A 23,556-nucleotide genomic window follows, 5' to 3' on the forward strand; every position below is an offset into this window, starting at 1 on the left:
ATGGGCGACAACGGATTTATTGATTATCCTGAATGTCCAATTCCGCCGCTGCCCGGCTGCGTGCTTCATCGCCGTCCACATCGTCGATCGTCATTTGCTTCGCATCCAATTTTTCGAACAGAAGCCTCGTCTCTTCCTCCAGCAATGAATCGCTGTCAAACTCCTCTGCATTCGGAAGCTCGTTCAAGCTTTTCAGTCCGAAATAGTCGAGAAACAGCTTGGTTGTGCCGTACAGGATCGGACGGCCGATCACATCCGCACGCGCCACTTCCTTGATCAAATTTTTGGCGACCAGCGTTTGGATCGCGCGATCCGATTTGACTCCGCGGATTTCTTCCACATCTACCCGGGTAATCGGCTGTCTGTAAGCAATAATCGATAGCACTTCCAGCGCTGCTTGCGACAAGGAGGCGCGAGTCGGGGAAGCGGCCAGCTTCTGAAAGTATACGGCATGCTCCGGCAATGTCGTCATTTGGAATACGCCGGCAATCTCCATGATCTGAATGCCGCGCTGCTCGCGGCGGTAATCGCTCTGCAAGTCATGCAGCAAGTCTTCCACCAAGTTCGCAGACTGCTCCAGCACCGCTGCAATTTGCTTGGCATCGAGACCCTCGTCCCCCGCAGCGAACAGCAGACCCTCAATAATCGATTTCATCTGTGGATATTCCATTCCCTACTCCCTCACCCTTGTACTGAATCACGATGTCGTCGAACAAGCCGGATTGCTGGCAGCTGATCTGCTTCATCTTCATCAATTCCAATATCGCCAGAAACGTCACAACCATTTCTTCTCGACTGCGGTCCGCAGCAAACAATGAGGAAAACAGAACGGACTCTCGCGAAGCTTCCAGCAGGCGGACAATTTCTGTTATACGGTCTTTCACGGAGATCTCGTCTCGCCTGATGCGCGCAACCCGGTTGCGGCTGCTCAGTCGCTTCAATGTACGGCGGAAGGCAAGCATCAAATCAGCCAAGTGCACGCCCTTCAGCGGATTATCTGCCGTTTCCGGCAAAAATGGCGTCAAATCCTGGGGTTCCCGGGAATAAATAAGACTGCGTGCCAGTTCCATATCCCGAAGCTGCTCGGCCATGGATTTGTACTTGCGGTATTCAATGAGCTTCATGACGAGCTCTTCTCGCGGATCGTTCTCTTCTTCATCCTCGAAGCCATCGATTTCGATCTTCGGCGGCTTCGGCAGCAGCATCTTGCTCTTAATCGAAAGCAGTGTTGCGGCCATCACAAGAAACTCGCTTGCCAGCTCCAGCTCCAGCTGCTGCATGGTTTGCACATACTCCATATATTGCTCAGTGATCTGCGCAATCGGAATATCGTGGATGTCAATTTCATTTTTGTCGATGAGATGGAGAAGCAGATCGAGCGGTCCCTCGAAAATCTCCAGCTTGTATTTGACGCTCATATGGCCTCCGGTTCAGTTGTAGATTGGGGGCAAACCAGATTGTCCGCCGATTTCGTTAACTTTGCAGCGATTGGCAAAGATTCGCCATCTCAATCGCGGTCGTTGCCGCTTCCCAGCCCTTGTTGCCCGCTTTGGTGCCGGCACGCTCTACCGCCTGCTCGATCGTATCAGTCGTCAAAATACCGAATATCGTCGGCACCCCGCTCTTCAGACCGACTTGCGCAATCCCTTTGGCAGCTTCGTTGCACACGTAGTCGAAATGCGGAGTAGATCCCCGAATAACCGCGCCCAGCGCGATGACCGCATCATATTTGCCGGATTCCGCCATCTTCTGGGCGATCAGCGGAATCTCGAAGGCGCCCGGAACCCAGGCCACCTCAACTTCCTCGTCCTTCGCGCCATGACGCTTCAATGCGTCTAACGCGCCTGACAGCAATTTTCCGGAAATAAATTCGTTGAACCGGCCAACAACAATGCCATAACGCTTGCCTTCGGATACTAAATGTCCTTCGTATACTCGATTTGGATTCATAGGTGGTTGCTCTCCTTTTGGTCTAATTGTTTTTCTCTTATTCTCGCGTGGCCGCTAACGGATTTGACGCGGCTCTTGCTCGTGCATGAAGGTTTATCCATATTTATCAGGAATCCTGAAACGTCAGCATATGTCCAAGCTTCGCCTGCTTCGTGTGCAGATAGCGCGTATTATCCTCATTTTCTTCCATTTGAATCGGCACCCGCTCGACGACCTCCAGCCCATAGCCTTCCAAGCCGCGGATTTTCCTCGGATTGTTCGTCAACAGCCGAATTTGGCGGATGCCCAAATCTTTCAAAATTTGCGCGCCAATGCCGTAATCGCGAAGATCGGGCGCGAACCCTAATTTAATATTCGCGTCCACTGTGTCCAATCCCTGCTCCTGCAGCTTATATGCCTTCAATTTGTTTAGCAGACCTATGCCGCGCCCCTCCTGGCGCATGTACAGCAGGACGCCCGATCCGGCTTCGTGGATCTGCTTCAGAGCGGCAGCGAGCTGCGGACCGCAATCGCAACGGTGAGAGTGGAACACATCGCCGGTCAAGCATTCGGAGTGCACGCGAACGAGAACGGGCTGGTTGCCGTCAATTTTCCCTTTGACCAACGCCACGTGCTCCTTGTCATCGACGAGATTGGAATACGCAATCGCTTCGAATTGGCCGAAATCAGTCGGCATTTTTACTTGGACCTCGCGATTCACAAGCTTTTCCGTGCGATTGCGGTATGCAATCAGATCGCGAATGGAAATCATCTTCAGTTGGTGCTTATCCGCAAGCTCCTTCAAATCCGGAAGCCTTGCCATGGAGCCGTCTTCCTTAATGACCTCGCAGATTACAGCTGCCGGATAAGAGCCGCACATGCGGGCGAGATCGACGGCCGCCTCCGTGTGGCCGGCGCGCCGCAGCACACCGCCCTTCTTGGCGATTAGCGGGAAGATGTGCCCGGGTCTCCGGAAATCCACGGGTTGCGTATCGGGACGTATGAGCGCTTTGATTGTTTGGGAGCGTTCGTGTGCCGATATGCCGGTTGTCGTGGAAACGTGATCCACCGAAACGGTAAAAGCCGTCCCGTGGTAATCTGTATTTTGCTTCACCATCGGAGGCAGTTCCAGCTCCGCTGCACGCTCTTCCGTAATCGGGGCGCACACCAATCCGCGGCCTTCCCGGATCATGAAATTGATAACCTCCGGCGTTGCTTTCTCTGCCAAGGCAATAAAGTCGCCCTCATTTTCTCTGTCCTCGTCGTCGACAACAATGATTACCTTGCCCAGCATCAGGTCATAAATCGCATCCTCGATCTTGTCCAGCTTGATTTCTTCTCCCATCATGCTCTCCTCCTTATCCAAGGCTGCTCACGCAAACCCGTGTTCTCTCAGCAACGACTCGGTCAATTCCCTCTTGGGCGCACCTGTTGAAGCGGGCGCCCCCAGCTGCAGCAAATGCGCCACATACTTCCCAATGACATCGGTTTCCAGATTGACTCGCGCTCCCGGCTGCTTGTATTGCAGCACCGTTTGCTCCAATGTGTGCGGAATGATCGAGACTGTCAGCGTCTCGCCATCGGCCTCCACCACCGTCAAGCTAATGCCGTCAATGGCAATGGAGCCTTTAGGGATAATCGTGCGGAACAAGTCGGGATTGTCCGGCTTAATGCGATATACCTCTGCATTCTGCTCACGCCTACGCTCCAAGATTAATCCGACGCCATCCACATGCCCTTGCACCAGGTGGCCGCCAAAGCGATCCTTTCCGGACATAGCCCTCTCCAAATTGACCGGCTCGCCAATTTTCAACTCGTGCAGGTTCGTCTTTCGATATGTCTCCGGCATAACATCTGCACTAAAGGCGCGCTCCGAGAACGAGACAACCGTTAGGCAGACGCCGTTGACTGCGATGCTGTCTCCCAATTTCACATCGCCTGTCACTTTGGAAGCAGCCAGATGGACAACAAGCGTTTCGCCTTGGCGCCTTACCGCTTCCAGGCGGCCTATCTCTTCAATGATTCCAGTGAACATGGGCGCTCCCTCCTTATGCATATGTTCCTCATTTTATAGATTCCCGTAGATCGGCTTCCCCGAAATACAAAAGTCCGTGCCAAAAGCGGTACAAGTCAGCTGCTCCAATCGGATCGCATCATGCATGCGGGCGAAGCCGGAAAAATCAAAGCTTCCCGGACCGTTCCCGCCAATCAGCTTTGGAGCGAAGAATAAATAGATATAGTCAATCAGCTGCTGCTCCAGCATGGAGCCATTCAGTCGTCCCCCGCCTTCCAGCAAGATCGAGCCGATCTCCATCCGACCGAGGGCATCCATTGCTTTCGCCAGGTCTACCCGCGGCCCTTCTCCGCAGCGCAGCACCTCGACGCCCAGCCGCTCCAGCTCAGCTTGCTTTTCAGCTGGTGCTTGATCGCTCGCAAGCACGACGGTCCTGGCGGACCGGTCTTGCACAACTCGCGATGATGGAGGGAGCCGCAGTTGGGAGTCCACAATGATCCGAACCGGATGCAAGCCCGGAACAGGCAATCTCGTATTCAGCTGCGGATCGTCCTCCAGCACCGTCCCGATTCCGGCCATGATTGCATGATGGCGGTGACGCAACGTATGGACGAAAGCGCGGGCTGACTCGCCCGTGATCCATTTGCTGTCGCCGGTCGCGGAGGCGATCTTGCCATCCAAGGTGGAAGCCGTCTTCAAGGTCACATAAGGCCTTCCGGTCGACATATACTTGGCGAAAGGCTCGATCAGCCGGCGGGCTTCATGCTCCAGCACCCCGGTTGTCACGGCGATGCCATGCTCGCGCAGACGGGCAATACCTCTGCCTGCAACCTGGGGATTCGGGTCTGTCGCAGCAACGACCACGCGAGCGACACGTTCCCGGATCAAGCGATCCGCGCAGGGCGGCGTGCGCCCATGGTGGCTGCAAGGTTCAAGCGTCACGTACACGGTTGCGTCACGCGCCTGCTCCCCGGCCATGTTCAGCGCATGCACTTCCGCATGGGCCATGCCGCGTTGGAGATGGGCGCCAAGTCCAACGATCCGCCCTTCTTTCACCACTACGCAGCCAACATTCGGATTAATCTCGGTCTGGCCCACAGCCGCCTCTGCCATTTGCAATGCCAACCGCATGTAATAGTCGTCCCCGAGTCCTTGCGGCACTTCGGCCACGCGAAGCTCTGGCGGCACATAGCGGTTCGTATTCAGCTCCATCCTTCCCACCCTCTATCTGAAATCCTGTACTGCCTGTTTCGCCTGTACGCGATGCTTCGATGATGATCCATAGAGCCAAAAAAACCATTTGCTTTCGCAAATGGTTTCGGTGAATAGGTCAAAGCGGGAACGATCAATAGACAAGCCGATTGCTGAAGATGACAAACATGCAGCAGCGGATGTTGTGAAAAAAAGAACATATTTCTGCAATTGCCGTGTCTGGAACTCTATGAAATGAATCATAGAGACATACCCAAAGAAACGGTTACCTCCGCCTGCTTCCTGCGCCGTTCTGCTTCAGCCGATATCGGCTGCTTCCCGCTTTCTCACTTCTCCCATCCAGACTGTTACTGTCGGCCCTGGAATTTCACCAAGTCAGCCGCAGGACTGCAACACTGTCGTGCTTGCAGTACCTAGCGGGTCACGGGCTGAGCCGAGAACGCTTCATACAAGCCGTGCACTCCGTACCGTCCTTGTCTCAAGCTGTTCCCGTCATCACCGCCGGTAGGGAATTGCACCCTGCCCCGAAGCGAAAGCTGTTATGCAATTAGGTCAATCATTGAATTGAAGTGTATCACGGAACCTGCAAAAATGCAAGGTATGGCAGCTGATCCATGGATTAGTTGCCTGAAATCGTCACACTTCCACGACTTTGACTTCGGCCATCTTATCGCCATTTTTCAGCACGTCGACGAACTCCATGCCTTTGACTACTTGGCCGAATACCGTATGCTGGCCATCCAGATGCGGCTGCGGCTGGTAGCAAATATAAAACTGGCTGCCGCCCGTATTGCGTCCTGCGTGCGCCATCGCAAGCGATCCCCGCTCATGCTTGTTCGGGTTGATCTCGCAGTTGATCGTATAGCCAGGCCCGCCCATCCCATTGCCGTTCGGGCAGCCTCCTTGCGCTACAAATCCCGGAATAACCCGGTGAAAGGTCAAATTATCGTAGAAGCCGTCGTTCGCGAGTTTCTCGAAATTGGCCACGGTGTTCGGCGCATCTTCTTCGAATAAATCAATGACGACCTCGCCGCCGTTCTCCAATTTCATCTTCACTTGTTTAGCCATGCCTGTCCACTCCTTCGTTTCTCTTACTTAGATTTTTTCTTCTATTGTACCTGCATTCGCTCCGATTGCCAACCTTCGGCATCGGCTAACGAATCGCTGCCCCTTCCTGAGAGCCCTTGACTTGAAAGCGCTCCGGCAGCACATCGTTCGCCAGCATATGGTCATGGGATTCGCGCTTCACGACCAAGTCGGCCTGACCGTCAGCCACGAAGACGACTGCCGGCCGGCGAATGCGGTTGTAATTGCTGGACATGGCGAAGCTGTATGCACCCGTACAGGAAACAGCTAGAATGTCCCCTGGCTGCGCCTTCGGCAGCATCAAGTCGAAGATCAGCTTATCGCCGCTTTCGCAAGCTTTGCCCGCTATGGTTACCTTTTCCTCAGGCAAATCGTTCGCACGGTTGGCCAGCATCGCTTCATGCTGCGCACCGTAGAGAGCAGGCCGGATGTTGTCGCTCATTCCGCCATCGACGGCCACATACTTGTTCACGCCGGGAATCTCCTTCTGCGTGCCAATCGTGTACAGCGTCCAGCCAGCATCGCCGACGAGGCTCCTTCCCGGCTCTATCCACACCTCCGGCATCGGATATTGCGCCGAGGCAAATTCGTTCTTGATTGCATCCGTCAGCACCCGCACATATTCCTCTACTTGCAGCGGTGTGTCCCCCTCGACATAACGAATGCCGAACCCGCCGCCCATATTGATAACCGGGAAGACGACATTCAACTTATCCCTTGCTTCCGATGCAAATTTGGCCACCTTCTCCGCCGCGGCCCGAAACCCTTCCATCTCAAAAATTTGCGAGCCAATATGGGAGTGGACGCCAAGCAGCTCCAAATTCGCCTTGCCCGCAGCAATTTCCACAGCCTTCATTGCGGCGCCGCTGCCCAGGTCGAAGCCGAACTTTGAATCCTCTTGTCCAGTCGTGATAAACTCATGCGTATGCACTTCAATGCCAGGCGTAATCCGGAGCAGCACCTTGACGACTGCGCCTTTCTCCGCCGCAATCGCGTCCAGCATCTCAAGCTCGACGAAATTGTCCGCGACGAAACAGCCGATGCCCGCATCAATACCCATGGCGATCTCGTCTGGAGACTTGTTGTTGCCATGGAAGTGAATCCGCTCCGGCGGAAATCCTGCGCGCATCGCGGTGAGCAATTCCCCGTCCGAAACAACGTCCAGCGAAAGACCTTCTTCCGCAGCGAGCCTGCACATCGCCATCACGCAAAACGCCTTGCTTGCATAGGCAACCTGGAAACGCATCCCCGTCTTGCGAAAAGCTTCTATATATTCCCGGCTTTTCTGCCGGATTAACGCTTCATCCATAATATACAAGGGCGTGCCGAAACGGTTCGCCAGCTCCACTGTATCGCAGCCGCCGATTTCCAGTCTTCCCGCCTCGTTAATTCTGCTAGTTCCATGTAAATACATCGCTTACTTCCTCTCCCTGCAGCCGCATGAACGGCTTCACGCAAGTGAAACCTGGGTTCGGCGGCGCTTCGCTACGTTTTCTATGCTAATAAACGTACCATATCCGAACACGCTTAGCAACGCTTGTGTTGGCAAATAGGCACCGCTTAGTGCAAAGGCCTCCGGGTACTGTCCACCGGCTTCGTAATGCTTGGCCGGCGCTTCTGCTCCTGAATCGGACGGCGGAACAGGATCGACAGCAGCGCTTTTCCATTAAACGGAAGGAATGGCCATAAATACGGCGAGTTGTAAGAACGTTGTACGGCAAGCAGGATCAGTGTCAGCGTTAAACCTACAACGAAGCCGGGAACGTGGAACAGCGCAACCAAGGCGACCAACCCCAAGCGCACGATCCGATTGGCTAATCCCAGCTCATAGCTAGGAGTGGCAAACATCCCGATGGCGGCAGCTGCCATATACAGGATGACCTCATTGACGAACAGCCCCGTCTGCACGGCAATATCCCCGATCAGGATGGCCGCAATCAAGCCCATGGCGGTTGCCAGCGGCGTTGGCGTATGTACCGCCGCGAGCCGCATCAGATCGACACCGATTTCCGCTAAGACAATTTGCATCACGATAGGCAGCTGACCAGTCTTGTCCGGACCAATAAAGCCAAGGCCAGCCGGCTTCAGCTCAGGCTGGAGCACCAGAAGCAGCCAGAAGGGAAGAAGAAATATCGAGGCCATGATGCCAATGAAGCGAACCCATCGCAAGTATGTGCCGATAAATGAGGTTTGCCGGTATTCCTCCGCATGCTGGACGAGATGAAACATCGTCGTCGGGATAATCATGGCGCTTGGCGAAGTGTCCACGAACACGACAATATGCCCTTCGAGCAAATGACTGGCAATGACGTCGGGTCTTTCCGAATACCGTACCATCGGGAACGGATTCCACGATCTCTCCATCAGCAGCTCTTCCAGCTGCTTCTCGCCGAGCGGCAAGCCATCCACATTAGCCCCTTGAATTTTTCTTTTTACAGACTTGACGGTTTCCAAATCAGCTATATCGTTAATATAAGACACACAGACGTCCGTTTGCGTACGCTTGCCGACCTTCATGATCTCCAGCTTGAGTCGCGGATCGCGAATTCTTCTCCGCACAAGGGTCACGTTCGTCAGCAACGTTTCGATGAACCCGTCCCTGGACCCGCGCACCACCTTCTCCGTTGTCGATTCATCCGGTCCGCGCTGCGGGAATGTTTTGGCATCGATCACAATCGCTTCTGTCTCATTTTCGACGAAAAGAGCGGACCCGCCCGCCATGACCTTCATCATTACTTCGGACATGGTGGATACCTTGTCTACTTGAATATGTGCAACCAGCTCTTCATAGAAGCTTTCCAGCGCATGAGGCTGCAGCTCTTCTTTTTTTACATAGCTAAGCCGTTTCAATACTTCCACCAAAGCCAAGTCGTCAGCGAAGCCGTTGTAATAGAACAGTCCAGTCCTTTTGCCCGCAAAGGTCATTTCCCGAAATATCACATCAAAGCTCTTGTTCAGACCCGCCTTCTCCTCAAGCACCCGAATATTGTCTTCCAATCGGCGATGAATATCATCGCTCGTTTTCAGATCCAGCTCTTCCTGGGACAGCGTCTCTTCATCATCAGGCATTTTGCTTTCCATACCGACAATTTCCCGATCCTGCTCAACGTCGAAAATCCCTTTGTCCATGCGGTTGACCTCCCGTTCTCCAGTTCTACAATCGCTGATAAACCAGCCAATCGAATAGCGAACCCACCACTTTGCCCGCCATCATAGCAATGACAAACCACATCATGTAGGCTTCCATCCGCAATCTGCGCGACAGGATGGGGAGCACGTTCAACACTTCTGTCAGCGCGGCGGCCAGCATGCCGACGAATATTCCTTGCAGCAATCCTACGAGAACGGCGCCGAGTGCAAAATGACCAAAAGTAAGGTCGAAGAAATCAGCCACTGTCCAAAAAAAAGCGCCGGACACTACAGCCCGTTCCAGCCAATCCACATGCTTGTACATGCAAGCCACTTGCGCCAGCCGCGGAATAATGTCCAATACTGTCAGCAGCGCCACCAGTCCGCTGCCGACAATCAGTCCGCCTGCCAGGCCAAGCAGCATTGCGAAAGCAGCCGCGAGCCAGGCCATCCCGGATCACCCTCCTTCTGTCTCCCGCTTTTTCCGATATTCCTCCGTTACGATATATTGGTTGATATTTTGCTCGTATAAATACATCTCCAACTCAAGCGGAGTCGGCTCTTCGTTAAAGCGCTTCTTGAACAGCCTGTTAAAAAAAATCATCATGCCCGCCGCAAGCCCCAGTGAATATGGAATTTGCAGCAAATACGGGTGTTCGTCCTCTCTGCCTGTAATGAACTGATAAATTTTGCGCTGTACCTCCAGCATGTTGACATCCGCATGAAAGTTCATGATCGCCAGGCCGGAACCGAGGAACAACAGGAGCAGAACGAAAGCAACGAGGATGACATTGGGACTCCCCTTCCGTTCTCTTAGCTCTACGATTGCTTGCGGCTCCCCATATACCTCCACAGCAGCCTTCGGCGCAATTCGCTCTACTGCGTGAAGCACATCCAGCATTTCCACCATGACAATATGACCGTCTGCCGGGTTATGGCGGTACACGATCGCTTCCCTCAGCTTGCTCTCCAGCTCGGGCGGCGCGAACAGTGATGCCACATCGCCAAGCCGTACAGGCTGGTCAGAGAGATGAGTAACGCGGCGGTGCAGCCGCAAATGGATCGTCGCCTTCTCTGTAACGGACATGGCAAAACCCTTTCCTTCTCTTCATTTTTTCGCCCTCATTAGCGAGGCCCGTATCCCATTAGCAGCATATGTACGTTTTATTATGCATAACAAAAGACCGGATCACTCATTGAGCGATCTGGTCTTTTATGGATTTCAATATTTTCTTCTCCAGACGGGACACCTGAACCTGAGAGATGCCCAATCGGCTTGCCACCTCAGACTGTGTCTGATCTCGGAAATAACGAAGATACACGATGAGCCGTTCCCGTTCCGACAACGATTCGATCGCCTCGGACAAGGCCAGTTTATCGAACCACCGATCCTGGGAATCATCGGAAATCTGATCCATGAGCGTGATCGGATCTCCGTCATTCTCGAACACTGTTTCATGGATGGACGACGGCGGCTTGTTCGCTTCTTGCGCGAACACGACATCCTCCGGCGTAATCCCGAGCGCCTCCGCTACCTCCTTGACAGTAGGCAGGCGTCCGAGCGTCTTCGAGAGCTCATCCTTCGTTTTGCGGATTTTGTTCGCCGTTTCCTTCAACGAACGGCTCACTTTCAGCGTCCCGTCATCTCGCAGGAAGCGCTGAATCTCGCCGATAATCATCGGCACCGCATAAGTGGAAAACTTGACGTCATAAGACAAATCAAACTTGTCCACCGATTTCAACAATCCGATGCAGCCGATCTGAAACAAATCTTCCGGTTCATAGCCGCGGTTCAAGAAGCGCTGCACGACCGACCAGACCAGCCGGATATTGCAGTTCACCAGCGTATCCCTCGCTAATGTATCTCCGGTCTGACTGAGCGCGATCAGCCGCTTCACCTCCGCATCGTCCAAATAGGTCTGGGATCCTTGTTTCAAATCCGCTTCCATATCCCCAGCTCCTAATTAAAAAGTGCTTTTTTGGATTCGATGCGCTTCTTCATGGTGATTTTCGTGCCTTGTCCCTCTTGCGAGAACACATCTACCTCATCCATGAAGTTCTCCATAATGGTAAAGCCCATACCCGAGCGCTCCAGTTCCGGCTTCGAGGTGTACAACGGCTGGCGGGCCGTATCCAAATCGGCAATGCCCAAGCCTTCATCCTCAACGGACAAAAAGAGCAGGTCTCCTTCTATGCGTGCGCGGATGGTCACTTCTCCGTCCTCCCGATCCTCATAACCGTGAATAATCGCGTTCGTGACGGCCTCGGAAACAACGGTCTTGATGTCGGTCAATTCCTCCATGGTCGGATCCAGCTGCGAGACGAAGGCCGCTACAGCCACGCGGGCAAACCCTTCATTTTCAGAGCGGCTGGCAAACTTCAGTGTCATGTGATTGCTTTGCTTGGCATTCATGATACGACCTCCAGACTGGAAAGCGCGACCTCTTCGTTGTCAGACAACGTAAGAATTTTGAACAGGCCCGACATTTCAAACAAGCGATGGACAGCCGGATTGACGTCGCAGACGACCATTTTGCCGCCCTTCGCGGTAATTTGTTTATATCGTCCAATCATTACGCCCAATCCTGAGCTGTCCATAAATTGCAGCTGCTTCAGACTTACGATCACATCATGGATATCCTCTTTTTCGATGGCCTCTTCCATGCGTGTGCGGACCATATCTGCCGTATGGTGGTCCAGCTCCCCTTTCAAGCGCACAATCAGGGTACGGCGGATACGCTCCAATTCCACATCCAGTTTCATGTCTTCACTCACTCCTTCCCCCATGATGACAGAAGCTTTCTACAACGGAAATGGCGATTCCTGCTCCCCGACAAAACTAGAAGCAGGGCGTCATTTCCCGACAGTGACTGCTAATCGATAAAGGCGAGTTTCGCCATCGTTCGCTTCATTAACGTCCACCAGCCGGCCTTGTCAATATCCTCCGGCGCATACAACGCATATTCCCCCAGCGATTGATCATTGTTGTAGATCACAAGCTTGCCGATTTCCTGCCCCTTTTTCACCGGTGCTTTCAATTGCTCCGCCAAGACAAGCTCATGACGGAGATTCAAATCTGTCGCATCGCTCTTCTTCATCAGCACACTGTAAGGGCGCTCCGCCTTCAGGACGATATTCGACTGTTTGCCCTTCTCCACCTGCACAATGCCGAATTCCGCGCCATTCTTCACGATTGGCACATTCGTATATTGCGAGAAGGCAAAGTTGAACATCGAAGCCACCTCCGCGTTGCGCGTCTTCGTATTAGGCTCGCCCAGGACTACTGCAATGACGCGAAAGCTGCCGCGTTTGGCCGTTGCAGACAAGCAAAATTTCGCCTCGCTTGTATAGCCGGTTTTCAAGCCGTCCGCGCCATCATAAAAGCGCACGAGCTTGTTCGTGTTCACGAGCCAGAACGGCTTGTCCGTATCTTTGCGAAGATAATCCTGGTATTTGCTAGTGAACTGGATAATCTCCTCATGCTTCAGCAGCTCTCTGGACATGACCGCAATATCGTAAGCTGTAGTGTAGTGGTCCTCTGCCGGAAGTCCATTGGTATTGGAGAAATGGGTATTCTTCAGTCCGAGCTCCTTCGCCTTTTCGTTCATCATGCGAATGAAAATTTCCTCGGAGCCGGCTATCTTCTCCGCCAACGCTACCGTCGCATCGTTGCCGGAGGCCATCGCTACCCCTTTCAACAAGTCCTCTACCGACATCGCTTCCCCCGGCTCCAGGAAAATTTGCGAGCCTCCCATGGATGCAGCGTATTCGCTTGTCGTCACCTGGTCATCCAACTTGAGCGTGCCCTTGTCCAGCTCCTCCATCACGAGCAGCATCGTCATGACTTTCGTAATGCTGGCAGGCGGCAGCTTTTCATGCGGGTTTTTCTCGAAGATAACTGTTCCTGTATCCGCATCCATCAGGATGGCGGAGCGCGCATTCGGTGACAAGTCATTCTCGGTTTTTAAGCCCGACTGACCGGCGGCTGTTGCGGTGAACTCCAGTGTTGCCGCATACTGTTCCGTTTCCGAGCGACCGGCTTCGGAATGATTCGCTTCCTCCGGGGCAGCTGTGGCGTCCTCCTCCGCAGACGCCGATGGGTCCGCTCCTTCCTCCGGCGAATGCTCCGGCGCCATGTGCGATTCCGTCCCCGGTTCTGCCTCGTCATGCGGCCCGCCGTGGTCAGCCCACACCGCAGGCGAAAACAGCGATAGCAGCAGCGCCGCCGATGCCATGACGCGAACGATACGGCCAGCTTGCTTTCGGTTCCATACCTGTAAACCTAACAATCTCATGGATAGCCCTCCTGGTGTCACATGTAATGGATATAGCTATCATTGTTGACGCATTTACAGTAAAATATTCCATTATAGAACCAAAGACATTCCGGCAAATCGACTGCAAGCAGAAAACCATTCAATGGGGAAAGGATGCGGGAAACAAGATGGGGAAATTTTCGAACCGTTTAAGCGAAGCCCACCAGCAATTTATTGAGGAGCAAAAGATGTTTTTCGTAGCGACTGCGCCGGCTGGAGAAGGCCGAATCAATGTGTCTCCCAAAGGCTACGACACGCTGCGCATTGCATCCGGAAGCAAGCTGCTTTACGCCGATTATGCGGGAAGCGGGAATGAAACGGCCAATCATCTGGCGGAGAGAAATCAGATCACGCTCATGTGGAACAGCTTCGGCGAGAACCCGCTTATCCTGCGGATATATGGATCAGGAAGGGTTATAAGCAAAGCCGATGCTGCCTTTGAGACTGTTCGGGCCGCATACTTCCCGCATATCGACAGCCGCCGCCTGCGGCAGCTATTCGAGATCGAGATCGAATTGGTCCAAACGAGCTGCGGCTATGGCGTGCCGATTATGGAGTTCAAGGAAGACCGTCCGAGGATGGGGGAATGGACCGACAATCAGCTCCATGCCGATAAGCTCGAAAGCTACATCGCACGCAACAGCGATTCGCTCCCGGCCAAGATAAGAAAGCTGATGAGCGGGGAAGAGGTTAGCTGATCCAATAGCCGCATTCGAACGGCATCTCGCTCGCGAAATAAGCAAGATGGGCGCAAGCATTCACCTAGCTGGAATGCTTGCGCCCATCTTGAGATTAGGTCAGCTTGCGCACGCCGTCCTTCGTCACCACGGCATAAATGAGATGGCCTTTGCCCGGCTGCTCACCGCGAATATCGTATGCGGCTTGAACGCGGCGAGCGACCGCATCCACATCCTTCGCAGCCGAAGGCGAATAGTGGAGAATGGCCAGCGCCTCCCCGGCCTCGACATGGTCACCCGGCTTCTTCTGCAGCAGGATGCCCGCAGCCAAGTCAATGGCCGATTCCTTCGTCGCCCGGCCGGCGCCGAGAAGCATGGCCGCAACACCGACTTCTTCTGCCGCCATGCTGTGGACAAAACCGGAGCGCTCGGCCTTCACCTCGAGCTGATGCGGAGCGGCAGGCAGCAGCTCCGTCTGCTCTATAGCGGTCGGATCGCCGCCTTGCGCATCGACCAATTCCTTCAGCTTCGCCAGCGCATGGCCGGTGCGAATCGCTTCCTCCAGCTTGGCCCTCGCTTCCCGCTCCGATGAAGCGCGCCCCCCCCAGCATCATCATATGAGCGCCCAGCTTCAAACAAAGCTCAAGCAAGTCGGCGGGGCCATTGCCTTGCAGCGTCTCGATTGCTTCGCGCATTTCCAGCGCATTGCCAATCGCCCGCCCCAACGGCTGCTCCATATCGCTGATGATGGCGACCGTCTCGCGCCCAACCTCTGTACCGATGTCTACCATTGCTTGCGCCAATGCAATCGCATCATCCAGCGTTTTCATAAAGGCGCCTTGGCCTGTCTTCACATCCAGCACCATCGCATCTGCGCCGGATGCAATCTTCTTGCTCATGATAGAGCTGGCTATCAGCGGGATCGATTCCACCGTAGCCGTTACGTCGCGCAGCGCATACAGCTTCTTGTCAGCGGGTGTGATATCGCCAGTCTGACTGATCACGGCCGCGCCAATGCGATTGATTTGATCCAGGAAGCTCTGGCGCGACTGCTCTACGCGAAAGCCCGGGATCGATTCCAGCTTGTCAATCGTGCCGCCGGTATGTCCGAGCCCTCTCCCTGACATCTTGGCTACCGGTACGCCGACAGCTGCCACAAGCGGTACTAGCACGAGCGTCGTTGTGTCGCCGACCCCGCCTGTACTGTGCTTGTCTACCTTGACGCCCTGGATGTCGGACAAATCGATCTGATCGCCCGATGCAGCCATGGCCATCGTCAGATGTGCGGTTTCCTCCGCAGTCATCCCTTGAAAATAAACGGCCATAGCCCACGCCGCGATTTGATAGTCTGGAATTTCTCCTGACACATAGCCTTGAATGAGATATGTAATTTCATCCGCAGTCAGCGGATGCCCGTCTCGTTTCTTATGAATCAAATCGACTGTTCGCAAGCCCATTCTCCTTTCGCCGGATTTTCTTCAGCGTCTGCTCCTATCCGAATCAGCACCCTGTTAATGCGATTGCCGTCCGCAAGCTCAATGACAACCTCGGGCTCCTGGCATACCCACTCTGTGCCGCCAAGGTCCGCAGAGGGTCCGGAATGGAAGGCATAGACCGAGAGCCTCGACCGGTTCGTGATGCGCGCGGCATGCTCGCCGTACACCGCAAGCTGACCTTTCCCCTCTTTCCCCGGAACAACGGAAGCCGTCCACGTGCATCGGGGATCATCGGCTACAATCCAGACCGTCTCTTCCGGTTCAATGCCCATATGGCTCATCCAATGCGGATCGAGCAGCACATAGTCCAGCTTGCCCGGTCCCTGCGAGGTAACCGAAGCATGCAGCAAGCAGCTTTTGCACGAAGGATGTATCATCTTTTCGCCAACCTTTCCCACTCTTTTCATGCCTGGACAGATTCACTCAGCGCTCCCGAGGATATCTGGAAGCCAACCAAGTCACCCTGAAGCACCCTCACAAGCGTCGAAATCGTGTATACTGTGCAAAATATGAAAGAACGGCCGGCTTTGCCTTGGCGACTGTACATTTTTCGGTCAACCCGATTCAAATTAGGCGCCAAACGGGTATATAATAGGTATAAGGAGTTGGTGAGGTCATGCAAATCTACCGTTGGTATCATCAACAGACCATTGACAAGCAGCCCGTGACGGGGCCCGGTCGCATCCAGCCTGTTCGGCCAGCTATGCCTTATATGAACAAGGAGGACGAGGAGGAAAAAAGACGCGACCAGGAACGCATGTACCGTCATTGGAGCGATAAGTACGGGTATTATGAAAAAGGAAGCCTGCTAGACAAACGCATCTGATCTGCAATCCTGCTGCTTCGCGCACGGTTTCTGCTACGTATCCAGCCTCGACAAGAACAGCTTGACCAGTTGTATGAATTTGGGCTTCGTTTGGTTGGCAACCGCCACTACCTGCTCATGCGTCAACGGCTCCAGCTCATCTCCAATCGCCATATCGGTAATGCAGGACAATCCCAGCACTTCCAAGCCCGCATGGCTCGCAGCGATGACCTCGCCAACTGTGGACATCCCGACAGCATCGCCGCCCGCCAACGCCAAGAACTTCAGCTCGCTCGGCGTCATATAAGCCGGACCGCTAATCCCGCTGTAAACCCCTTCCTGCAGTCGAAACGTGTCATCGGCCTCTTTCATTTGCGCTGCCGCCTGCCGTGCCAGCTCACGCAGCCGCGGCGTATAAGCCTGGGACATATCCGGGAACCGGACACCCAGCTCACTGTCATTGGGGCCGATCAGCGGATTCGCACCGGTCATATTGATATGATCGGTAATCAGCATCAGATCGCCAGCTCGGAAATCACGATTCATGCCGCCGGCAGCATTCGTGATGACCAATGCGCCGACGCCAATCGCTTTCATCACATAGACCGGGAACACCACGCGCTTCATCGGATAACCTTCATAATAGTGAAAGCGGCCTTGCATCGCAATGACTTGGCGCCCTTCCAGCCTCCCGCAGACAAACTGTCCGGCATGCCCTTCTACTGTCGAGACCGGAAAATGCGGAACCTCCCCATACGAAATGACAATCGGGTCCTCGATCTGTTCGGCAAGATCGCCGAGGCCTGAGCCCAACACCAAGCCGACCTGAGGACGGAGCATCCCCAGCTTGTCCTTGAGATAGGCAGCGGCTTCCTCAACAGCCTGCTTATACAGAGCGCCGCTTCCCGGCGCACCATTCCATCCTGCTGCTATTTCCATTTCTCTGTTCTCCCTTCTAGTCCAGCTTCGGCAGGATTGTCAGCACAAGGCGGAGGAACGTTTCCTTCACCTTTTCCGTCGTCTCCATCACTTCCTCGTGAGAAAGCGGCTGATCCAGGATGCCGGCGGCCATGTTGCTGATACAGGAGATGCCGAGCACCTCGATCCCGGCATGCCGGGCTGCGATCACTTCAGCCACGGTGGACATGCCCACTGCATCCGCTCCCATCGTTCGGAACATCCGGATTTCTGCCGGCGTTTCGTACGAAGGACCGAGCAGTCCGATATAGACGCCTTCCTGGAGAGGCAGGTTCAATTCCTTCGCTGTATCTCGCGCAATGCTGCGCAAGCGGGCGCTGTATGCTTCAGACATGTCTGGAAAGCGAACGCCCAGATCGTTATCGTTCGGTCCGATCAGCGGGTTGCGGAACGTAAAATTGATATGATCGCGAATCAGCATCAAGTTGCCGGGCTTGTAGGACAAATTGATGCCGCCGGCTGCATTGGTCACGACCAGCTTGCTTACGCCGAGTTCCTTCATCACCCGCACCGGGAGCGTTACCTGGTACACCGAATAGCCTTCATACAAATGGAAGCGGCCCTTCATCATCACAACGGACTTTCCTTTGATCTGTCCTGCCACCAGTTCTCCCGCATGTCCTTCCACGGTGGATACCGGAAAGTGCGGGATATCTCCATAGGGAATCACTACCGGATCTTCGATCAGATCGGCTAGCATGCCAAGACCGGAGCCCAGGATAAGCCCGATCTCCGGCTGGAAGCCAATGCGCTGCTGAATCGCAGCCGCCGCTTCTTTGATGCACGCTGTCGTTGCCGCGTCAACTTGTGGTCCCATCTTCATCTCTCCATTCGTTATAATCTTCTCTTCTCCTAATCTTCTCCTACATAACACGATAAGCTGTACCTCTATCTACTTCAACTGGTTCAAGAAGCTCTCGCCCAGCTCAAGCTCCGCCAAGCCAAAATTGTCAAGCAGCGTCGCTGCCAAATCGGCGAATGTGCTGCGCACACCGAGACTGCCACAGGCTTGGAATGCCGGATTGTACACCAGCAACGGCACATACTCGCGCGTATGGTCCGTGCCGCTGTGCGTCGGATCGTTGCCATGATCCGCCGTAATGATCAGCAAGTCGCGCTCCTTGATTGCCGCAGTAAGCTCCGGCAGGAACGCATCGAAGTCCTGCAAGGCCCGCGCGTAACCTTCCGGGTCGCGGCGATGTCCGTACAAGGAGTCGAAGTCTACCAGATTGGTGAAGAGCAATCCGCGGAAGTCGCCCTTCAGCAGGTCCGCCGTCCGTGCCATGCCGTCCGCATTGCTTTTCGTCGGGTATGATGCCGTCACGCCCTCGCCCGAGAAGATGTCGTTGATTTTCCCGACGGCAATGACGTCCAGTCCTGCGTCCTTCAATCGGTCCAACGCTGTAGGAGCCGGAGGCTTGAGCGCATAGTCATGCCGGTTGGCTGTACGTTCAAAAGCGCCGGGCTTGCCGATATAAGGACGCGCTATGACCCGCCCTACTGCGTGGGGAGCCTCCAACGTCAGCTTGCGAGCGATTTCACAGGCTTGATACAGCTCCTCCAGCGGAATGACTTCCTCATGCGCGGCAATTTGAAACACGCTGTCAGCCGACGTATAGACAATCCAAGCGCCGGTCCTCATCTGCTCTTCGCCCAGCTCCTGAATGATCTCCGTGCCCGATGCCGGCTTGTTGCCTAGAACCTTGCGGCCGGTCTGCCGCTCGAATTCACCGATCAGCTCCTCGGAGAAGCCGCTTGGAAACGTCTGAAACGGAATGCCGACCTTGAGTCCCATCAGCTCCCAATGCCCGGTCATCGTGTCCTTGCCTACCGAAACCTCGGCCATCTTGCCGTAATGCGCCCCGGGCTTCTCAACCGGTGAAAAACCGGGGATCGGCGCAATGTTGCCCAGACCCAGCTTCTGCATGTTGGGCAGCGCAAACCCCTTGATTCGCTCAGCAATGTGTCCCAACGTATGGGAGCCCGAATCGCCGAATTCAGCAGCGTCGGGAAGTTCACCGATGCCCACACTGTCCAGCACGATGACAACTACTCGATCAAATTGCAAGCTTGTCCACTCCCTCTATGATTCCATTTTGGCCCGAGGATGGGTGCGGTCGTATATCTCCTTCATCCTCAGCTTCGTTACATGCGTATAGATCTGCGTCGTGGAGATGTCCGCATGGCCGAGCATTTCCTGCACGGCGCGCAAATCCGCTCCATTCTCCAGCAGGTGCGTTGCGAACGAGTGACGCAGCGTGTGCGGGGTCACGGAAGCGGTAATGCCTGCTGCCGACGCATGCTTCTTAATGATTTTCCAGAAGCCCTGGCGGGTCAGACGTGTGCCGAGATGATTCAGGAACAAGGCCTGCTCGGCTCGTCCCTGCTTCATCAGCTTATGCCGGGCATGCTCCACATACAGATTGACCGTTTCGATAGCATGCCTGCCCAAAGGCACAATGCGCTCCTTGGCGCCCTTGCCGAAGCAGCGGACAAAGCCCATCCCTGTATTCAAATCACCCGTATCGAGCGAGATCAGTTCGGATACCCGCATGCCGGTTGCGTACAGCACCTCCAGCATGGCCTTGTCCCGCAACCCTGCCGGATCCTTGGCGGACGGCGCGGCGAGCAGACGTTCTGCATCTTCCACGCTCATCGCCTTCGGCAGGCGCCTCTCCTGCTTGGGACTTTCCAAGTGAAAAGTCGGATCGGCTTCGGTGATGCGCTCCCGGTGCAGAAACTGATGAAAGGCGCGAATCGAGACGATCGCACGCGAGATGGAAGCGTTCGCCTTCCCCTGCTTCCGAAGCATGGACAAGTATTGCAAGACCGCCGGCTTGCCGACATCTTGCGGCCGAGCGATCCCCTGTTGAAGAAGGAAATCCAAATACTGGGTCAAATCTCGTTCATACGCTTCCAGTGTATTGCGGGTCAATCCTCTTTCGACTGCCAGAAAATGCATGAACGACTGCAGCTGCGCTTTCATCGGTAACCTTCTTCCTCTCCCCTTTATTCCGGTACCTGTTTCTTTCCACGAGCGGCCCGCCATTTCCTGCCGAGACTTTCGTCTTTCTCTATTCTCCATACCAATAAAACAACCGCAAACGCTCCATAACCGTCATATCTTCTACTGCGTGCTGCGCTTCCTGCTCCTGAAACGCCTTCACGGCATGGCCATTGGGCTTGCGATACGGATCATTCGGCTCCATCCACGCCGACAGCGCCTGGAATACATGCGAGAATAAATAAGTCAGCAGCAGGAACAGCAGCAGAAACTTCAACCGTTCCAGCCATTTGCGCAAGTGAACGATCATATGCCTGTCTCCTCGCTTTTTTACCTTTAGCATATGAAGGCCCTTTGAAATTATGCCCGGCTATCCCAGCAGATCCTCCAGCGGTCGGAATGGGCGATTGACAGCGGCAGCAACAGCCTGATGGGTGATTTCGCCGCTGTACGCATTGACGCCGAATCGAAGCGGCTGGTTGTTGCGCACAGCCCGGTCGAAGCCTTTGTTCGCCAGCTCCAGCAAGTATGGGAACGTCGCATTCGTAAGAGCAAGCGTAGACGTTCGGGGAACCGCTCCCGGCATATTCGCCACTGCGTAATGAAGTACGCCGTGCTTCACGTAAGTGGGGTCGCTATGTGTGGCCACCCGGTCCACCGTTTCGATTGTTCCTCCCTGATCGACCGCGACATCGACAATAACCGCTCCCTGCTTCATCGTCTTTACCATTTCCTCTGTGACGAGCTTCGGCGCCCTGGCGCCTGGAATGAGTACCGCCCCAATCAGCAAATCCGCCTTCTGCACCGCAGATGCAATATTGTACGGATTGGACATCAAAGTCCGTACCCGTCCCCCGAATACATCATCGATGTAACGCATTCGCTCGCCGTTCAGCTCGATGATCACGACATCTGCGCCAAGCCCCAGCGCCATCTTGGCCGCGTTCATGCCTACAATGCCGCCGCCGAGAATAATCACCTCGGCCGGAGGGACACCGGGCACGCCGCCCAGCAGAATGCCGCGACCGCCATAGAAGGTTTCCAGGAACTGGGCGCCTACCTGAACACTCATGCGGCCTGCCACCTCGCTCATGGGCGTGAGCAACGGCAGCGCTCCATTCGGCAATTGGATCGTTTCGTAGGCGATAGCCGTTACGCCGCTGTCCGCCAAGGCATGCGAAAGCTGTTCTTCTGCTGCCAGATGCAAGTATGTAAACAGCTGCTGCTCTTTGCGAAAGTAACCGAACTCCTCGGGCAGCGGCTCTTTCACCTTGACAATCAACTCGGCATTTCCCCAGACGTCGGCCGCAGTCGGAGCGAGCTCTGCCCCGGCTTGCCTGTAATCTTCGTCTGTGAAGCCGCTGCCGATTCCTGCCCCCTGCTCGACGATAACGCGATGCCCGGCATCCCGCAGCATGCCTGCGCCAGCGGGTGTAAGGGCCACCCGATTTTCGTTGTTCTTGATTTCCTTGGGAACTCCTACGATGGCAGATTGCTTGTTCATGCTTATACGCCTCCGTTCATGAATTGAGATCGAGCCTAATATACCCTACTATCTCCATGTTCAAACAAAAAGCACCTCAAGCCGCATGGCCGAGGTGACGGGCGTGTATATGTCCAAGCATTACTTGTCCTTCTTGTTGCAACGATGGCAGATTCCTTGAAAATCAAGTCGGTGATCAATGACCTTGAAGTGAAACTCCTTCTCCAGACGCTCTTCCAGCGGTGTAAGCCAATCCTCCATAATCTCATCCACTGCCCCGCACTGCACGCAGATCAAATGATGATGATGATGGGTATTGTTGTCATTGCGCAAATCATAGCGCGCAACGCCGTCGCCGAAATTCATCTTCTCCACGACATGCAAATCACTGAGCAGCTCCAAAGTTCGATAGACGGTTGCCAGACCAATTTCAGGGGCCTTTTCCTTCACCAGCATATAGACATCCTCAGCGCTGAGATGATCCTCTTCATTCTCAAGCAGTACCCGTACCGTGGCTTCGCGCTGGGGCGTCAATTTATATCCCTGGGACTGCAGCTGCTGCTTTATCTTCTCTATTCGCGCTTCCATCGTTTTCCCCCTCAAGTCATGCAGGACGCCTTATTCGCACTATTGGTTTATTTCATTATAGGGGGATTCTGAAGAGAAAGTCAAACATTTTAGAATGATTATAAATAACAGTTTTGAGGAAACAGATGCAGCAAAAGGAAAACGTCCCGTCACGAGCTGACCGCGATCAGATGCGGGGTTACCCAGGCCATCAGATGCGGCGAAATAAACACTTCGAACAGGGAAACGGCAAACACGCAGGCCAGCAAGGCAAGGGCCGTTACGGCATACGACGCCAATTGCTGCTTGACACTGCCTGCAGAACGCTGAAGGAAGCGGTTCTTGATCAGAAACAAGGAGAAGGTGATGCCTGCCACACTGGCTATGATCACAGACGGGATCATAATCAGGTTCTGCGGCGCCACCGATACCAGCGCGAACAACAGCCCTTTCCACGAGAGCTGGGCAACGAGATACCCGACCGTGAATCCGATCAATACGCCTTTCAAAAAATCGAGCACCATAATCAGCGGCAAGCCCACTACCGACAATCCCAGCAGCCAAATGAGCAATATCCATTTCAAATGGCCGAGCAACGCGGTCTTGAAAGAATAGCCGGCATCCCCGACCACCCCCTGCTCAATGGAATGAAAGAAGCTTCCCAAATAGCGAGTAACCTCCTGCTTCTGCTCCAGGGACAGCGCATTGACCAGCAGGGCACCAAATACGATGCCCATGATGAACAGAACGGACACAAATACGTATAGCGGCATATGATCCCGAATGCTTTGACGTAGACTGTATTGGATTTCCACAATCGTTTCCTCCCTCGAGTCCATTCCGGCTTGTACTATCAGCCT

26 protein-coding genes, 1 pseudogene and 1 riboswitch are annotated in these 23,556 nt (G+C 54.4%); of the genes and pseudogenes, 2 read left to right on the plus strand and 25 right to left on the minus strand.

Features of this window, described 5'->3' with window-relative positions; genetic code table 11:
• Positions 1-16 precede the first annotated feature (16 nt).
• The 15 genes from scpB to XYCOK13_RS10990 all read right to left on the minus strand — a co-directional run bounded on the left by scpB (position 17) and on the right by XYCOK13_RS10990 (position 13,665).
• Positions 17-670 carry an SMC-Scp complex subunit ScpB gene (scpB, locus tag XYCOK13_RS10920; protein WP_213412185.1) on the minus strand — a complete coding sequence of 218 codons (654 nt, stop codon included), beginning with the start codon at positions 668-670 and terminating at the stop codon, positions 17-19.
• A complete protein-coding gene (locus XYCOK13_RS10925) occupies positions 639-1,418 on the minus strand; it encodes a segregation and condensation protein A (RefSeq protein WP_213412186.1) in 780 nt (259 codons plus the stop codon). Before XYCOK13_RS10925 ends, scpB begins: the two co-directional genes overlap by 32 nt.
• Positions 1,419-1,473: 55 nt before the next feature.
• Positions 1,474-1,950 (minus strand): 6,7-dimethyl-8-ribityllumazine synthase, encoded by a 477-nt coding sequence (gene ribH / locus XYCOK13_RS10930; RefSeq protein WP_213412187.1) that lies wholly within the window; start codon positions 1,948-1,950, stop codon positions 1,474-1,476.
• A 106-nt stretch (positions 1,951-2,056) separates the two neighbouring features.
• A complete protein-coding gene (locus XYCOK13_RS10935; protein ID WP_213412229.1) occupies positions 2,057-3,274 on the minus strand; it encodes a bifunctional 3,4-dihydroxy-2-butanone-4-phosphate synthase/GTP cyclohydrolase II in 1,218 nt (405 codons plus the stop codon).
• A 27-nt stretch (positions 3,275-3,301) separates the two neighbouring features.
• Positions 3,302-3,964: a riboflavin synthase gene (gene ribE, locus XYCOK13_RS10940; protein ID WP_213412188.1), complete on the minus strand. Its 663-nt coding sequence runs from the start codon at positions 3,962-3,964 to the stop codon at positions 3,302-3,304.
• Between the two features lie 33 nt (positions 3,965-3,997).
• Positions 3,998-5,074 carry a bifunctional diaminohydroxyphosphoribosylaminopyrimidine deaminase/5-amino-6-(5-phosphoribosylamino)uracil reductase RibD gene (gene ribD, locus XYCOK13_RS10945; protein WP_373314382.1) on the minus strand — a complete coding sequence of 359 codons (1,077 nt, stop codon included), beginning with the start codon at positions 5,072-5,074 and terminating at the stop codon, positions 3,998-4,000.
• Between the two features lie 404 nt (positions 5,075-5,478).
• Positions 5,479-5,691: riboswitch (FMN riboswitch) on the minus strand.
• Positions 5,692-5,791: 100 nt separating this feature from the next.
• On the minus strand, positions 5,792-6,223 hold the full coding sequence (locus XYCOK13_RS10950; protein ID WP_213412190.1) for a peptidylprolyl isomerase: 432 nt from the start codon (positions 6,221-6,223) through the stop codon (positions 5,792-5,794).
• A gap of 85 nt (positions 6,224-6,308) precedes the next feature.
• The gene (gene lysA, locus XYCOK13_RS10955; protein ID WP_213412191.1) at positions 6,309-7,655 is read right to left on the minus strand and encodes a diaminopimelate decarboxylase; all 1,347 of its coding nucleotides are present in this window, start codon (positions 7,653-7,655) and stop codon (positions 6,309-6,311) included.
• 146 nt (positions 7,656-7,801) lie between these two features.
• Positions 7,802-9,370 carry a spore germination protein gene (locus XYCOK13_RS10960; RefSeq protein ID WP_213412192.1) on the minus strand — a complete coding sequence of 523 codons (1,569 nt, stop codon included), beginning with the start codon at positions 9,368-9,370 and terminating at the stop codon, positions 7,802-7,804.
• A gap of 25 nt (positions 9,371-9,395) precedes the next feature.
• Complete coding sequence (locus XYCOK13_RS10965) at positions 9,396-9,821, minus strand: stage V sporulation protein AB (RefSeq protein ID WP_213412193.1); 426 nt, start codon at positions 9,819-9,821, stop codon at positions 9,396-9,398.
• 6 nt (positions 9,822-9,827) lie between these two features.
• Positions 9,828-10,457, minus strand: a complete 630-nt coding sequence (locus XYCOK13_RS10970) for a stage V sporulation protein AA (protein ID WP_213412194.1) — start codon at positions 10,455-10,457, stop codon at positions 9,828-9,830.
• A 106-nt stretch (positions 10,458-10,563) separates the two neighbouring features.
• On the minus strand, positions 10,564-11,319 hold the full coding sequence (sigF, locus tag XYCOK13_RS10975) for an RNA polymerase sporulation sigma factor SigF (protein WP_213412195.1): 756 nt from the start codon (positions 11,317-11,319) through the stop codon (positions 10,564-10,566).
• An 11-nt stretch (positions 11,320-11,330) separates the two neighbouring features.
• Positions 11,331-11,783, minus strand: coding sequence for an anti-sigma F factor (gene spoIIAB / locus XYCOK13_RS10980; protein WP_213412196.1), 453 nt, complete (start codon positions 11,781-11,783; stop codon positions 11,331-11,333).
• On the minus strand, positions 11,780-12,133 hold the full coding sequence (gene spoIIAA / locus XYCOK13_RS10985; protein ID WP_213412197.1) for an anti-sigma F factor antagonist: 354 nt from the start codon (positions 12,131-12,133) through the stop codon (positions 11,780-11,782). Before spoIIAA ends, spoIIAB begins: the two co-directional genes overlap by 4 nt.
• Before the next feature lie 110 nt (positions 12,134-12,243).
• Entirely contained in the window at positions 12,244-13,665 is a 1,422-nt protein-coding gene (locus XYCOK13_RS10990; protein WP_244865115.1) for a D-alanyl-D-alanine carboxypeptidase family protein, read from the minus strand.
• 149 nt (positions 13,666-13,814) lie between these two features.
• Here XYCOK13_RS10990 and XYCOK13_RS10995 point away from each other — a divergent pair, with 149 nt between their 5' ends.
• Positions 13,815-14,384, plus strand: a complete 570-nt coding sequence (locus XYCOK13_RS10995; RefSeq protein WP_213412198.1) for a pyridoxamine 5'-phosphate oxidase family protein — start codon at positions 13,815-13,817, stop codon at positions 14,382-14,384.
• A 94-nt stretch (positions 14,385-14,478) separates the two neighbouring features.
• Here XYCOK13_RS10995 and XYCOK13_RS11000 read toward each other — a convergent pair.
• A pseudogene (locus XYCOK13_RS11000) lies at positions 14,479-15,814 on the minus strand (pyrimidine-nucleoside phosphorylase).
• Complete coding sequence (locus XYCOK13_RS11005; protein ID WP_213412199.1) at positions 15,796-16,236, minus strand: hypothetical protein; 441 nt, start codon at positions 16,234-16,236, stop codon at positions 15,796-15,798. Before XYCOK13_RS11005 ends, XYCOK13_RS11000 begins: the two are co-directional and overlap by 19 nt.
• 239 nt (positions 16,237-16,475) lie before the next feature.
• Here XYCOK13_RS11005 and XYCOK13_RS11010 point away from each other — a divergent pair, with 239 nt between their 5' ends.
• A complete protein-coding gene (locus XYCOK13_RS11010) occupies positions 16,476-16,685 on the plus strand; it encodes a hypothetical protein (RefSeq protein WP_213412200.1) in 210 nt (69 codons plus the stop codon).
• A 33-nt stretch (positions 16,686-16,718) separates the two neighbouring features.
• Here XYCOK13_RS11010 and XYCOK13_RS11015 read toward each other — a convergent pair whose 3' ends face one another.
• The 8 genes from XYCOK13_RS11015 to spoIIM all read right to left on the minus strand — a co-directional run bounded on the left by XYCOK13_RS11015 (position 16,719) and on the right by spoIIM (position 23,511).
• Positions 16,719-17,603 (minus strand): purine-nucleoside phosphorylase, encoded by an 885-nt coding sequence (locus XYCOK13_RS11015; RefSeq protein WP_213412201.1) that lies wholly within the window; start codon positions 17,601-17,603, stop codon positions 16,719-16,721.
• 16 nt (positions 17,604-17,619) lie between these two features.
• Positions 17,620-18,459: a purine-nucleoside phosphorylase gene (locus XYCOK13_RS11020; RefSeq protein WP_213412202.1), complete on the minus strand. Its 840-nt coding sequence runs from the start codon at positions 18,457-18,459 to the stop codon at positions 17,620-17,622.
• 75 nt (positions 18,460-18,534) lie between these two features.
• Complete coding sequence (locus tag XYCOK13_RS11025) at positions 18,535-19,710, minus strand: phosphopentomutase (RefSeq protein WP_213412203.1); 1,176 nt, start codon at positions 19,708-19,710, stop codon at positions 18,535-18,537.
• A gap of 15 nt (positions 19,711-19,725) precedes the next feature.
• Complete coding sequence (xerD, locus tag XYCOK13_RS11030; protein WP_213412204.1) at positions 19,726-20,628, minus strand: site-specific tyrosine recombinase XerD; 903 nt, start codon at positions 20,626-20,628, stop codon at positions 19,726-19,728.
• Between the two features lie 88 nt (positions 20,629-20,716).
• Positions 20,717-20,956, minus strand: a complete 240-nt coding sequence (locus tag XYCOK13_RS11035) for a DUF4227 family protein (protein ID WP_213412205.1) — start codon at positions 20,954-20,956, stop codon at positions 20,717-20,719.
• 60 nt (positions 20,957-21,016) lie between these two features.
• On the minus strand, positions 21,017-22,150 hold the full coding sequence (gene ald, locus XYCOK13_RS11040) for an alanine dehydrogenase (protein WP_213412206.1): 1,134 nt from the start codon (positions 22,148-22,150) through the stop codon (positions 21,017-21,019).
• Positions 22,151-22,270: 120 nt separating this feature from the next.
• Positions 22,271-22,717: a ferric iron uptake transcriptional regulator gene (gene fur / locus XYCOK13_RS11045; RefSeq protein WP_213412207.1), complete on the minus strand. Its 447-nt coding sequence runs from the start codon at positions 22,715-22,717 to the stop codon at positions 22,271-22,273.
• 149 nt (positions 22,718-22,866) lie between these two features.
• Positions 22,867-23,511, minus strand: coding sequence for a stage II sporulation protein M (gene spoIIM / locus XYCOK13_RS11050; RefSeq protein ID WP_308443021.1), 645 nt, complete (start codon positions 23,509-23,511; stop codon positions 22,867-22,869).
• Positions 23,512-23,556 lie beyond the last annotated feature (45 nt).

Origin of the sequence: Xylanibacillus composti (assembly GCF_018403685.1) — a bacterium.
GTDB classification, from domain to species: domain Bacteria; phylum Bacillota; class Bacilli; order Paenibacillales; family K13; genus Xylanibacillus; species Xylanibacillus composti.